This is a genomic window from Roseibium sp. M-1 (genome assembly GCF_054515675.1).
Genome location: NZ_CM137257.1, coordinates 1080051 through 1093642 on the forward strand (window position 1 = coordinate 1080051; position 13592 = coordinate 1093642).

Sequence of the window (13592 nt, forward strand, 5' to 3'; positions counted from 1 at the left end):
TCTTTCTAAAAAAAAAGCGCCGGACTTGCCGGCGCTTTCCTTGAGCTTACTGCCCGGTGGCTGCCGCCACCTCTGCAGCGAAGTCTTGCTCTTCCTTCTCGATCCCTTCGCCGAGGGCGAAGCGGACGAAGCCGGTGAGCTTGACTGCGGTGCCAAGTTCCTTGGCCAGCGCTTCGACGGCCTGCTCGACCGTCTGATCCGGATTGATCACGAAGGCCTGCTTCTCGAGGGTAACTTCCTCGTAGAATTTGCGCAAACGGCCTTCCACCATTTTTTCGATGATGTTTTCCGGCTTGCCGGATTCGCGTGCCTGTTCGGAGAAGACGGACTTCTCGCGCTCGACGACGGCCGGATCCAGTTCCGCGGTGTTCAGGGACAGGGGGCTGGTAGCGGCCACGTGCATGGCAATCTGACGGCCGAGGCCGTTCAGCTTGTCCTTGTCGCCAGCGGATTCCAGAGCGACGAGAACGCCGATCTTGCCGAGACCTTCGACAACCTGACCATGAACGTAGGTCGCCACGACGCCTTCGTTCACGCTCAGCAGAGCCGAGCGGCGCAGGGTCATGTTTTCGCCGATGGTCGCGATTGCATCGGTGATGGCTTCGGAAACCGGCTTGCCGCCGAGGTCGGCAGCAGCAACGGCTTCAACGGAGCCATCGGTGCCGACAGCAACCTTGGCAACCTTGGTGACCAGCTCCTGGAAACCATCGTTGCGGGCAACGAAGTCGGTTTCGGAGTTCAATTCGATCACGGCAGCCTTGTTGCCTTCAGCAGCAACACCGACCAGGCCTTCAGCGGCGACGCGGCCGGCCTTCTTGGCGGCCTTTGCCAGGCCTTTGGTGCGCAGCCAGTCAACGGCAGCTTCCATGTCACCGCCTGCTTCAGTCAGGGCGGTCTTGCAGTCCATCATGCCAGCGCCGGATTTCTCACGGAGCTCTTTTACCATCGCAGCGGTAATGCTCATCGATTGCCTCGTGGATGGGGGTTTCGGATAAGACACGGTTTAGCTCAGGGCTTTCCGCGCCTTTATGACGGGGCTGCAACAAAGTGCAGCCCGTCTGGCGAATTCAACAACTATCTGCCGCGGCAGGCCGCGGCAGAAGAGACTTAAGCTTCGGCTGCAGCTTCGGCGGCCGGTGCTTCTTCAGCAACATCTGCCAGGGCTTCTTCGACCGGCGCTTCTTCAGAAGCACCGATGTCCATGCCGGATGCGCCCTGGGCGCGGGAGATGCCGTCGATGGCAGCGCGGGCGATCAGGTCGCAATAAAGCGAAAGCGCGCGGCCGGCGTCGTCGTTACCCGGCACCGGATAGGTGATGCCTTCCGGATTGGAGTTGGAATCGAGGATCGCGGCGACCGGAATGCCCAGACGGCGTGCTTCCTGGATGGCAATGGCTTCGCGGTTGGTGTCGATCACGAAGATAAGGTCCGGGATACCGCCCATGTCCTTGATGCCGCCAAGGTTCCGCTCGAGCTTTTCACGCTCGCGGTCCATGAACAGACGCTCTTTCTTGGTCAGAGCGTTTGCGGCGTCGGAGGACAGGGTCTCTTCCAGCTTGCGCAGGCGCTGAATGGACTGGGAGATGGTCTTCCAGTTGGTCAGCATGCCACCGAGCCAGCGGGCGTTGACGTAGTACTGAGCGGAGTTACGTGCGGACGAAGCAACGGCTTCCTGAGCCTGGCGCTTGGTACCGACGATCAGAACGCGGCCGCCACCGGCAACCGTGTCGGACACGGCCTTGAGTGCCTGGTGCAGAAGCGGAACGGTCTGGGACAGGTCCATGATGTGAACATCGTTGCGCACACCAAAGATGTACTGACCCATACGCGGGTTCCAACGGTGTTTCTGGTGACCAAAGTGAACGCCTGCTTCCAGAAGCTGACGCATGGTGAAATCGGGCAGTGACATGGCCCTTATCTCCTGAGTTTTCCGGTTTGACCTCCGCAAGAGGATGTGGACCGGAGGAAATTTCCTTCGGCCACCGGATGGACCCCGATAAGCTCAGGTTCCGCCCCTTGCGTGTGGAATGCGCGCCTTATAGTTGGGAAGAAATTTTATTTCAAGGCCTAAGGACCGGTTTTCTTGCCGGTTTTGCACCTTTGCAAGCCTCAACAATCCTTCCCGGCTTCCTGCGCATGTTTGCGCGCTAGTTCCCGGCTTCGATCTCGTCAAAAACCGTCCGCGACCATTTTTGCGACCATCCGCCGAACGGGGCCAGAAGAACGAACAGCTCCTGCCCGAGATCCGTCAAGAGATATCCGCTCCCGTCATGGTCGACCAACGCGCATTCCTTGAGTTCTTTCAGCCGCTTGTTCAAGACTGTCGGCGACACGCCTTCACACTGGTCCTGCAATTGGCGGAAAGTCAGGCTGCGTTCCGAGAGCTGCCAGATGATTCCAAGCGCCCAGCTGCGCCCGAGCAGGTCGAACAGCGCCATGATCGGCTTGCCGGTCTTCGATCCCCGGACCGGAGACCCGGGCCTTGGTATGGAGGCTGCCATGGAAAATCCTTGCTATCTTTTGTGTAGCAGTGCTATAGCTACATAATCAGTAGCACTTCTCGGACCATCTGTCATGCTGCTTCTTCCGATCGCTGCCGCCATCGGGGCCTCCACCGGCTGGGCAACTGGCATCGTCCTTGCCCAGAAACCCGCCCGGCTTCTCGGCGCATTTGAGTTCACCCGCATCCAGCTGACCGCCTGCGCGGCTCTGGTCTCATTGCTTTGTGCCGCTCTCGGATACTGGTCGTCCATTCCCTGGCACCACTGGCCGGCATTCACTCTCAGCACTGTTTTCGGCATTCTTGCCGGCAACCTTGCCATGATCGAGTGCTTGCGCCGCGGCGGACCTCGGCGAACGGAACTGCTGTTGTCGCTGAAAGGACCAGTCGTCGCCGTGATGGCGTTTTTTTGGTTCGGAGAAACCTTGGGCGCCTGGGATCTTGCCGGTGGGCTTGTCGTCCTGGCTGGACTTTTTCTGGCGGTGCAGTTCGGCGGCAATGAGCGCTCGGAAAGCGATCGGCTGAACGGCCGTCTCTGGTCCGTCGTCCTGCTGGGTCTTGTCGCAGTGCTGTGTCAGGGCTTCGGCTTTCTGGCAGTCAAGCCGGCCATGGCGGAGGGCATGCACCCCCTCGCCGTTTCTGCCGTTCGCCTGCTTGGCGCTGCCTTTATCATTTCCGTCATCGCGCTTTGGCCCGCCCGGCTATTTCGCCCCAGAAGCCGCCTGACCGCACCGCTGCTCGGACGGACGATCCTGCCGGGTGTCATCGGCTATATCCTCTCAACTTCGCTGCTGCTTTATGCCTTCGCCAATTTCGACGCCGGATTGGCCGCAATCCTCGGCTCTCTCTCCCCTGTCCTGGTCCTGCCGATCCTGTGGCTGAAGGAGGGGCAGGCACCGAGCCGTGAAGCAACACTTGGAGCTCTCGCGGCAATCGGCGGTACGGCGATCATCGTCTTGCTCTGACCGGGGAGACGGAATCGGTTCTGCCCTGTATGCCTAGGCTACCGCCTCTTCCTCCATGGAGCCCCGTCTTGACCACAAAAGGCATCAGCCATCTCGGCCTCACCGTCCGCGACCTGGACCAGACCACCGCTTTTTTCACCGACCTGCTCGGCTGGAAACTGCTGGCGCGTGACGACAGCTACCCGCGAACGACCGTTTCGGACGGCACGGCCCGTCTCACCCTTTGGCAGGCCGACCGCACAAAACCGATGACGGATTTCGACCGCAAGACCAATATCGGCCTGCATCACGTCGCGCTGGAAGTTGCCAGCGAAGACGAACTTCTGGATCTCGCGGCCCGCATCCGCGACTGGCCAGGTGTCATCGTCGAATTCGAACCAGAACCGCTCGGCAGCGGACCGCGCAAACACATGATGTTCGCGGAACCCGGCGGTATCCGGCTCGAGATCGTCTGGCCGGCGGGACAATAAGGATCCGGAAGTCGATGGCGCCTTCAAGAGCGGTCGCGTTCCGCTGCTTTCTAGTTTGGGGTCGCGTTCCGCTGTTTTTTTAGTCTGGGGTCGCGTTCCGCTGTTTTTTTAGTCTGGGGTCGCGTTCCGCTGTTTTTTTAGTCTGGGGTCGCGTTCCGCTGCTTTTTTAGTTTGGGGTCGCGTTCCGCTCCAGGGCCGCCGCAATTGCCTGCGGCACCGGTTGCCCCGTGCGCTCGCTGGCAAACAGGTATTCGCCCGCCGGATTGACTTCAAAGAACACATGTTCGCCACCGGGTGTCACGCGCAGGTCGATTGCCCCGTAGCGCAGCCCGAACCAGTCCATCAGTTTCAGGAGCTTGTCACTGACATCGTCCGGGAGATCGTAGGCGCGCACTTCCGCGGTGCCGACACCGGGGCGATAGTCGACCTCGTAGCGGGTTTCCGAGCGAAAGGACGTCGCGAACACCTCGCCGTCCACGATGGTGACGCGGAGGTCGAGGGCGAGCGGGATATATTCCTGGAAGATCACCGGAGCAAACCGCACGGCGTCGAGCTGCGCCATTTCCAAGGCACCGACCTTGAGGGTCTCCCGCGGTGCCTGGGCAACATTGCGGAACGCCTTGCGGACAACACCCGTCGCCGAATGTTCCTCAACGAACAGGCGTGCTTGCTGCGGATCATTGGTAACCAGCGTCTCAGGTATGCGCAGCCCGAGCCGTCTTGCCACCCGGTGCTGCGTGACCTTCCTGAGCGCGGTTTCGTCCGCGGTCGGCGGGTTCATCCAGTAACACGGCATGGCATACCAGAAACCCTGCACGGCTTCCGTCGTCTCCGACTGCGCGAACATGCGCGAGGTTTCGTCCGCAATGACCGGATCTATCCTAAACGGCCTTATCCGCCGGCACCACACCGCTCCAACCCGGTCCAGATCGATGCGCCGCCCGCTGGCCGTTTCGAAATAGAGGCGATCCTGCGACGCCCCTGCCCGTGCATTGATACGCGTTTCCATGGGGATGCTGGCCAGGTCGAGAATGTCGAATTCGGATCTTAGGTGCTGTGTGACCTTGTTGACGTGCTCGTTGCCGGCAAATGAAATGATCAAAATCAAGAAACCAATCCTTCCCGAAAAGAAGTTCCGGCCGCGCGAACGGCCGGAACCCTTTACCTCTCAAATTGCTCAGCTACCGCCGAGCTGCTGGTAGGCTGCCCAAACCTGCTGCCAGGCGGCATAGCCCTGTGCGTCCAGCATGCCGCGCTGGTTCAGGTCCGCGTATTGAGCAAGGATCTGCGCGTAATAGTTCAGGTGCTCGATCCTTGGATCCTGCTGCGGCTGAGCGGCCTGGGGCGCGCCGGTGCCGAGTACGAAGGGCACGTTCGGCCCCGGTTGAACCGGTGTGAACGGAGTGCTCGGCAGGCCAGGTTCGAAGGGTGGTTCCAGGAAGGACTTCGGCGGATCGAAGACCTGCTTTCCTGGCGTGTCGCCGAGGATGTTCTTCGGACCCGGATCAAGCCGCGGCGGTTTTTGCGGGCCCGGGTCGCTGATCAGGCTCTTTGGCGGATCGTTGATAATGGACTTCGGCCCCGGATCGAACGGACCTTCCTTCTTGATATCCTTTGGAGCGTCCTTCGGCAGATCCTTGGGGAGATCCTTCGGAAACTCTTTCGGGGGATCCTTCGGGAAATCCTTGGGCGGGTCCTTCGGGAAGTCCTTGGGAGGATCTTTCGGCAGGTCCTTTGGCGGGTCCTTGGGGAAGTCCTTGGGTGGGTCCTTCGGAAAGTCCTTCGGCGGATCCTTGGGCAACTCTTTCGGCGGGTCCTTGGGCAGATCCTTTGGAAACTCCTTGGGGGGATCCTTCGGGAACTCCTTGATGATGTCCTTCGGCAGATCCTTGGGCAGGTCCTTCGGGAAAGGTTTCGGGCCACCGCTGCACGGGATCGACACACCGATGGCGCTTCTCGGTCCGTCGAGGCAGGCATGCATGCGCTGGATCTGGCCTTCGGTGAACATCACCATCGTGTCGTCGTCGACATAGTCCATGTAGTTCATGTACATGTCGCCGTTCGGCCCGTTGGAGCAGGAGATCGTCGGAAAAGTCGGCTTGCCGGTGTTCGGTCCGCCCTGGTTTGGCGTGTCACTGACGAAATCGGATCCCGAACAGCCGGCGCCGTCATCACCCCAGATATGGCGCAGGTTCAGCCAGTGGCCGATTTCGTGCGTCGCAGTCCGGCCCTTGTCGAAAGGCGCTGCTGCAGTTCCGGTCGTGCCGAAGCCGGTATGCGTGACCACGACGCCGTCGGTTGCCGCCGGACCGCCGGGAAACTGCGCATACCCCAGAAGGCCGCCAGAGAGCTGGCACACCCAGATATTCAGATAGTCGTCCCGCGGCCAGGCATCCTTGCCGCCCTGGTTCGAGAACTTGACGTCGTCGTTCGACCCGAATGACGTCTTGTTGGTCTGCGTACGGGTAACACCGTCGGTCGGCTTACCGTCCGGATCTACCTTCGCCAGCTCGAACTCGAGCCGTGCATCTCCCGCCAGGGGCGAAAAAGGCGCAGGGACATTGGAAACATCGGAGTTCTTCTTGCGGAAATCCCGGTTCAGAACCTCGATCTGGCTGTCGATCTGCGCCTGACTGATGTTTTGGTCCGCCGTCTTGTAGACCACATGAACAACCACGGGAATGCGGGTGCAGCCCGGGCGCATGAGTGGGCCCGACATTGCCGCACGAAAGGCTTGCTCCTCGATGCGGGTCAGGCGACGTGCATATTCCCTGTCGGTATCAAGCAGACGGCGATGGACTTCCATCGTACCGCAGCCCCGATGCTTCGGATTGCTGTCTTCAGCCATATCTTTTCTCCCAATTTCCGTTTCGGCACGCGGCATGCGGCACGTGACAATGAAAAAGGTCCCCGCTCCCGGAGCGGACAAACGCTCCCGGTTCGCACCGGTCTGCGGTGCGTGAACTGTGCATGCTGCGATTGCGGCGGGGACAACCCCCAGAGATCCTGCGATCGAATGCAGAAATCTCTAACTGTTTAAAATCGACCAGCTTTTGGCTGATCCCCTCACTCCATACCGAGCGGTGTGCCCTTGAACTTGTCCGGCGCAGGTCAGATTGCGAAAGCCGAATTCAAGTGGGACGGAGTGTCTTTAAAAAAGCTGCAGATCTATTTGCGTTTCAAAATCAGTTTGTCGTCTTGTGCGTATTCTACGTCATACTCGCCCTCCCATCCTGGGACTTGAACATCCAGCCTGTCGCCCTCCAGCGACCAGCCTCCCGACCCGGTGCTTTCCAGTCTGTCAGTCGGACCGGGTGCTGCACCTCGCGCCCCGCCCTGTTCCGTAAGCTCGAGATGGCGGCGTCCGCGGGCTGGAGGTATCTTTGATCCGGAGCGGTAGAAGACCATACGGTCGCCGCTGCTTTCCTCGCCGATTTCAACCCACTCGCCTGCTATGTCAGCCTTGTCCGCCATTTACCCAATCCACGCTGGCTTTGTCTCAGTCCGGCATTTCCCGGCTGGATTTAGCAGTCGCCGCAACCGCAACCGCACCCTCCCAGGGCCTTGCCGGCGGTCAACGTATCATAGGCTGCGCGCGTCGCCTGCCAGTTGCCGTAATCCTGCGCCGAAAGCATGCCGTCGCGTCCGAGCCGGGCATATTGTGCAAAGAGCGCGTTATAATGGGTCGCCAACTCATTGAGCAGCCGCGCCTGATCGACACCGGCATGCTGCGGCCAGGCCGCCTGGCCGCCATCTGCAACCGGCAGGGCTTGTTCTTTCAGCACGGCCTGGCCGGCAACGAAGCCGGCATTCATGCGCAGGATCTGGAACGCGAATTCCGGACGCACCCGGTCCAGCGTGTCGTTTGCGGTATGGATCGCACTGTTTGCGCCGTCAGCACCCTCAATGGTCAGAACGGCAGGTATCCCCGCCTCGATGAAGGGAACGTGGTCGCTGGCGAAGGGGTTGAGAGAGGTCTGGACTGCGAGCGTGGTGAAATCGGCAGCCGACTGCGCGAGCGCCGAGATCTGCGTCTGGCTGATCGCGTGCCCTTCGAGCAAAACGGTAGGAGGCTCGGAATTGACCGAACCGATCATGTCCATGTTCAGGACAGCTCGGATGCGTTCGCGCTCGGACTGAGAGAGCGCGGCGACATATTGCGTGCTGCCATGCAGGCCCTGTTCCTCACCGCCGAACAGCACGAAAGTCAGGTCGTTTTCGAAGTCGAACGTGGAACAGGCGGCGGCAAGTGTCAGGAGACCGGCGGAGCCGCTGGCATTATCGTCAGCCCCCGGTGCTGAGGCATCGGGACCGCCCGGATGATTGACCGAATCCAGATGCGCTACGACAATCACGTTGCCGCGCCCTCCAAGCCCTTTCCCGCATTGACGGGCAACGACATTGGCGGAGGTTTGTCCACCGGGCATCGTGACCGTTTCCAGATTGGCCGAATATCCAAGCTCGGAAAGCAGATTCCGGCACCACTCGGCGGCCTCCCTATAGTGCGGGCTGCCGGATAGACGCGTCGGGTAGGAAACCAGTTTTTCGATGCAGGCCTGGAATGCGGCCTGTTGCACACAGTCGACGACACGGGCATGGGGTGCACCGGTTGCGGCTGCCGACCGCGCGGGGGATGCCGTTTCGAATACGGTCGTGTTTTCAGAAAGCGGCTCAACCTTGAAGCAGACATCGTCGCGATCGTTGATCTTGCGCGCTTTGGCCTTGGTGAGCTTGACGACGAGGTATCGGCCCTTGTCGAAAATCACCTCAACTTCGGGATGTTCAAGCTGGAAAGTCCGGCCTTTCTGGACAACGAGATGCATCTCCGGCTTGGAGACGGTCCCCTCCGGCTGACGCGTGCTGCGCCGTCCATCCGGAACCTCGCTCTCGATCTTGGACCAAAGGTTGTTCGTGGAATAGGTCAGCACGTCATCGCCGAACCGCACCCAACATCCGCCCGCAGCCTCAATCCGGTTGCGTGTGTTCTCAAAATCCAAATCGGAAACTACATAAGATGAATACTTCATGGCAACGCCTCATGAAAAACTCATCATAGCACCTTACCGGATTTTACTCAACCTGAGATCAGCGTTATGAAAAATTTATACTTTTACTATACTACCGTTTACTCAACTCGAAATTGCTTACCTTACGTTATTTTATAATATTACGGCTCGCTTTCGCAGTGCGATCAATTGTCGTTAGCCACCACGATCACTGCAGTCTTTTTGGGGTTCGCCAAGACGCTACAGACAAACCGAAGAAGGCTCGACCAGGAGTGTGATCAAACCCAACAAGCTGATCGAACGTCAACGCGACCGGAAGAACTGTTGGGTGTCATGTTGGTCGCCGCCCGTTGGCGGTATCCAGCCGAACGCCACCTGTTCAGTGGAACCAACAATCCATGAAGATCCAGCTGGCTGCAGCGTCGATGCTTGCAATTCGCAACCTGCAAAAGCGTCTCGCGAGATTGTGCGGTGGATGAAATCAAACGTCGTCTGCGTCCGGCAAACCGTTGCATTGATCCAATAGAGGCGGCGGGTAACGATGAAGCGGGATTTCGCATACTCCAACTTCACTGGTTTCCCCCTAAAGCCCGTTCTTACAATGCGTTAGAGAGACTTTTAAAAGAAAAACCTGATTTACATTGCCAAACTGTGTACCACCCTGGACAAATCTGCCAATTGCCTGCGCATCGCTTTTGGCAATGGTTGAATTCAACGTCGGAATCGACAGGCATATACGATTTGTCCGCAGGAACAGCGTCGACCTGGCTTGCCTCGGCCCATGGTCTTTGGCCAGCCTCACGCCATCTGCACATCCGTGACGCCTGGCACGGCTTTCAATGCGCCTGCTATTTCCGGTGACAGGCGGAAGCGGCCGGGGAGTTTGACTTCGACCTCGCGTGCGCCATTGTCCAGAAGCACGATCACTGTCACGTCGCCCTCGCCGCGCACCTGAAGCTGCTTGGCAAGGCTCGGGATCGGACGTTCGTCGCGCACGAAGACACGCATACTCTTCTGCAACCTCGCCGCCTCGACCTCGATCGGATCCACCTTCTCGATCCGAAGAGACGGCTCATCGTCGCGCATGTCGGCGCCGACGAGGATCACCACCGAGCGGCCTGTTTGCAGAACGTCGCGGAACTGCTCCAGCTTTTCCCGGAAGAGCAGCGCTTCGTACTGGCCGGTGGAGTCCGAAAGGCGGGCAATACCCATACGCGTTCCGGTCTTGGTCTTGCGTTCCTGCATGGAAACGACAGTACCGGCAAGACGTCCGTGAGAGGCGCCGCGCTTGACCGCTTCGGCGAACTGGGTCCAGGGCTGTGCCCGCATCTTCTCCAGGACGGCGGCATATTCGTCGATCGGATGGGCGGAGAGATAAAAGCCGATGGCGGCATGTTCCCGCTGCAGTTTTTCCTCGTTGGTCCAGCCGTGGACCTCGTCCAGCTGCAAGGGCTCCTCGCTGTCGCTGCCGCCGAAAAGCTCGTCCTGGCCGAGCGTCTTGTTCTCTTCCGTGCGTTGCGCCAGGCCCATGATCCGGTCGAGGCCTTCGAAGACACGTGCCCGGTTTGGCTCCAGCTCGTCGAAGGCGCCGGCGGCAACGAGGTTTTCCAGCGTGCGCTTGTTGAGCGCCTTGGGCGAAATGCGCCGGGCGAAATCACCGAGGCTCTTGAAGGGCTTGTCGCCCCGCGCCTCGACAATATGCTCGACGGCCTGTTCACCGACACCCTTGATGGCGCCCATGGCGTAGAGGATCTTGCCGTCGGCAACGTCGAAATAGACTTGGCCCCGATTGATGGACGGCGGCTCGATCTCGATCTTCATCCGCCGGGCTTCCTGGCGATAGTCGCCGAGCTTGTCGGTGTTGCCCATGTCGAGGGTCATGGATGCAGCCATGAACTCCACCGGGTGGTTCGCCTTGAGCCAGGCCGTATGATAGGAGACGAGCGCGTAGGCGGCCGCGTGCGACTTGTTGAAGCCGTAGTTCGCGAACTTCGCCACCAGATCGAAGATCGTGCCTGCGTGGCTCTTGTTGACGCCCTGTGCCACCGCACCGTCAACGAAACGGGCGCGCTGGACCTCCATTTCCGCGGCGATCTTCTTGCCCATTGCGCGGCGCAGAAGGTCAGCTTCCCCTAGGGAATAACCTGAAAGCACCTGGGCGATCTGCATCACCTGTTCCTGGTAGACGATGATGCCGTTCGTCTCCATCAGGATCGGTTCCAGCAGCGGATGCAGGCAGTCCGGATCCTGTTCGCCGTGCTTCACGGCGTTATAGACGGGAATGTTCTCCATCGGGCCGGGACGGTAGAGCGCCACGAGCGCAATGATGTCCTCGAACCTGTCCGGCTTCATGCCGGCAATCGCCCGGCGCATGCCCTGGCTTTCCAGCTGGAACACGCCGAAGGTCTCGCCGCGCGCCAGCATCTGGTAGGTCTTTTCGTCGTCGATCGGCAGCGCGGCCACGTCTACATGGATGCCGAGCCGGTCGATCAGCTTGACCGCCGTATCGATGACCGTCAGCGTCTTCAGGCCGAGGAAGTCGAACTTCACCAGTCCGGCTTCTTCCACCATCTTCATGTTGAACTGGGCAACCGGCATGTCGGAACGCGGGTCGCGGTAGAGCGGAACCAGTTGCTCCAGCGGCCGGTCGCCGATGACAACACCGGCAGCGTGGGTCGAGGCGTGGCGGTAGAGGCCCTCCAGCTTCTGGGCCATGCCGAGCAGCCGTTCCACGATCTCCTCTTCCTTGGCGGCTTCCCTTAGACGCGGCTCATCGTCAATTGCCTGGGCGAGCGTGACCGGATTGGCCGGGTTGGCAGGCACCAGCTTGCAGAGCCGGTCGACCTGGCCATAGGGCATCTGCAGCACCCGGCCGACATCGCGCAGCACGGCGCGGGCCTGGAGCGACCCGAAGGTGATGATCTGCGCCACCTGCTGCCGGCCGTACTTGCCCTGCACATAGCGGATCACCTCTTCGCGCCGGCTCTGGCAGAAGTCGATGTCGAAGTCCGGCATCGAGACACGTTCCGGGTTGAGGAAGCGCTCGAACAGCAGCGAGAAGCGCATCGGGTCGAGATCTGTGATGGTCAGCGCCCAGGCAACCAGGGAGCCTGCACCGGACCCGCGGCCGGGACCGACGGGAATGTCGTTGGACTTGGCCCATTTGATGAAGTCGGCAACGATCAGGAAGTAGCCCGGGAATTTCATCCGCTCGATGATGCCCGTCTCATAGTCGAGACGATCCCAGTAGTCCTTTTCCTCCAGCCCCGGCGCCAGGCCATGGGCGTCGAGACGGGCCTGCAGGCCTTCTCGGGCCTGGCGCTTCAGTTCGTCGGCCTCGGCGCGTTCCGCCTCCTCCGGATCGGCGTCAGCCCCGGCAAAGCGCGGCAGGATCGGTGCCCGCTTCAGCGGCCGGAAGCTGCAGCGCCTTGCAATCTCGACCGTCGAGGCAAGCGCCTCGGGAAGATCGGCGAAAAGCGCGCACATTTCCGCACGGGACTTGAAATAGTGTTCGGGGGTCAGGCGGCGGCGATCGTCCTCGATCAGCACCCGGCCTTCGGATATGCAGATCAGGGCATCATGAGCTTCATAGTCTTCCCGCTTCGGGAAGAAAGCCTCGTTGGTTGCCACCAGCGGCAGACCAGTTTGATAGGCAAGGTCAAGGAAGGCGTCTTCCGTCTTGCGCTCGGCTTCCATGCCGTGGCGCTGGATCTCAACGTAGCACCGGCCCGGGAACCCCTGCGACAGCCGTTCCAGCCGCAGCTTGGACAGGTCCTTTCGCCCTGCAAGCAAGGCTGCGCCGAGCGGACCGGTGACGCCGCCCGTCAACACGATCACATCTGCGGATTTCGACAGGAGATATTCGGCAGAAACATGTGGCCGCAAGCCGGTTTCCGTATCGAGAAAGGCGCGAGAGCTCAGCTCCATCAGATTGCCATAGCCGGTTTCGGTCATGGCAATCAGCACAAGATCGGCCAAAGCCGGTTCGCTGCGGCGGCCCGATTCCAGCCCGTCGTCAAAATCAACAGACAGCTGGCAGGCTGCGATCGGCTGGATGCCCGAACCCCAGGCCTTGCCTGCAAATTCCTGCACGCCGAAGAGATTGTTGGTGTCGGTGATCGCCAGAGCCGGCTGTTCATCGGCCTTGGCAAGATCGAGCAGCTTCTTGATCGGCAGGGCGCCTTCCAGCAGCGATAGTGCCGAGTGCACTCTCAGATGCACAAAACCGGGGCCGCCTGCTCCGCCGGCCTCTCCAGCACCTTCAGGCTGCCCGCCGGCTCCTGGCCGGGACGTATCGGGATTGGAACCAGTCATGACGGCACTCGTTACATCTTTCAGAATCAGCACTCAAGTGAAGCGCGTTCGGAAAACCCTGTCGAGGCGTGATGAACGTTGTGCCCGTTGTTCTTTGGCTGCGTGGCGCATGGGTCGACCAGCACGGGGCAGACAGCAGGACCAGACGGCGCGAAAAACTTTCCAAGGGCAAGAGAGCACACATCATCATAACAGATGACCCTTCCCTGCCCGCTTCCTTCCACAAGCTGCCGCGGTCAGCTGACTGAAAAAAGCACGTCACTCCAGACGGCAATCGTGGTGCAGAAACAGACCAGAGATCCGAAAGCGGCAAAATCACGAGCGATATGGAACATCAC

11 protein-coding genes are annotated in these 13592 nt (G+C 60.3%); 2 read left to right on the plus strand and 9 right to left on the minus strand.

The genetic code is table 11. The features are described 5' to 3' along the window. Nucleotides 1-46: 46 nt before the first annotated feature. The 3 genes from tsf to ACX3M4_RS04945 form a co-directional block, all read right to left on the minus strand. Nucleotides 47-964 carry a translation elongation factor Ts gene (tsf, locus tag ACX3M4_RS04935; RefSeq protein ID WP_459357482.1) on the minus strand — a complete coding sequence of 306 codons (918 nt, stop codon included), beginning with the start codon at nt 962-964 and terminating at the stop codon, nt 47-49. Between the two features lie 143 nt (nt 965-1107). Next, nucleotides 1108-1908, minus strand: coding sequence for a 30S ribosomal protein S2 (gene rpsB / locus ACX3M4_RS04940; RefSeq protein WP_459357483.1), 801 nt, complete (start codon nt 1906-1908; stop codon nt 1108-1110). Nucleotides 1909-2146: 238 nt separating this feature from the next. Continuing rightward, nucleotides 2147-2500: a winged helix-turn-helix transcriptional regulator gene (locus ACX3M4_RS04945; protein ID WP_459357484.1), complete on the minus strand. Its 354-nt coding sequence runs from the start codon at nt 2498-2500 to the stop codon at nt 2147-2149. A gap of 73 nt (nt 2501-2573) precedes the next feature. On the opposite strand from ACX3M4_RS04945, the gene ACX3M4_RS04950 reads away from it, so the two are divergent. Further along, entirely contained in the window at nt 2574-3464 is an 891-nt protein-coding gene (locus tag ACX3M4_RS04950; protein WP_459357485.1) for an EamA family transporter, read from the plus strand. Nucleotides 3465-3532: 68 nt separating this feature from the next. After that, nucleotides 3533-3934, plus strand: a complete 402-nt coding sequence (locus tag ACX3M4_RS04955) for a VOC family protein (protein ID WP_459357486.1) — start codon at nt 3533-3535, stop codon at nt 3932-3934. A gap of 166 nt (nt 3935-4100) precedes the next feature. Here the strand turns inward: ACX3M4_RS04955 and ACX3M4_RS04960 are convergent, their stop codons facing one another. From ACX3M4_RS04960 to dnaE, 6 genes are all read right to left on the minus strand, one after another. Further along, a complete protein-coding gene (locus ACX3M4_RS04960; RefSeq protein WP_459357487.1) occupies nt 4101-5042 on the minus strand; it encodes an MvdC/MvdD family ATP grasp protein in 942 nt (313 codons plus the stop codon). Nucleotides 5043-5111: 69 nt separating this feature from the next. Further along, entirely contained in the window at nt 5112-6782 is a 1671-nt protein-coding gene (locus ACX3M4_RS04965; RefSeq protein WP_459357488.1) for a zinc metalloprotease, read from the minus strand. Between the two features lie 320 nt (nt 6783-7102). Beyond that, the gene (locus ACX3M4_RS04970; RefSeq protein ID WP_459357489.1) at nt 7103-7408 is read right to left on the minus strand and encodes a hypothetical protein; all 306 of its coding nucleotides are present in this window, start codon (nt 7406-7408) and stop codon (nt 7103-7105) included. A 50-nt stretch (nt 7409-7458) separates the two neighbouring features. Continuing rightward, a complete protein-coding gene (locus ACX3M4_RS04975; RefSeq protein WP_459357490.1) occupies nt 7459-8880 on the minus strand; it encodes a M28 family metallopeptidase in 1422 nt (473 codons plus the stop codon). A gap of 363 nt (nt 8881-9243) precedes the next feature. Further along, nucleotides 9244-9513 carry a hypothetical protein gene (locus ACX3M4_RS04980; protein ID WP_459357491.1) on the minus strand — a complete coding sequence of 90 codons (270 nt, stop codon included), beginning with the start codon at nt 9511-9513 and terminating at the stop codon, nt 9244-9246. Between the two features lie 225 nt (nt 9514-9738). After that, a complete protein-coding gene (gene dnaE / locus ACX3M4_RS04985; RefSeq protein WP_459357492.1) occupies nt 9739-13254 on the minus strand; it encodes a DNA polymerase III subunit alpha in 3516 nt (1171 codons plus the stop codon). Nucleotides 13255-13592: the final 338 nt, after the last annotated feature.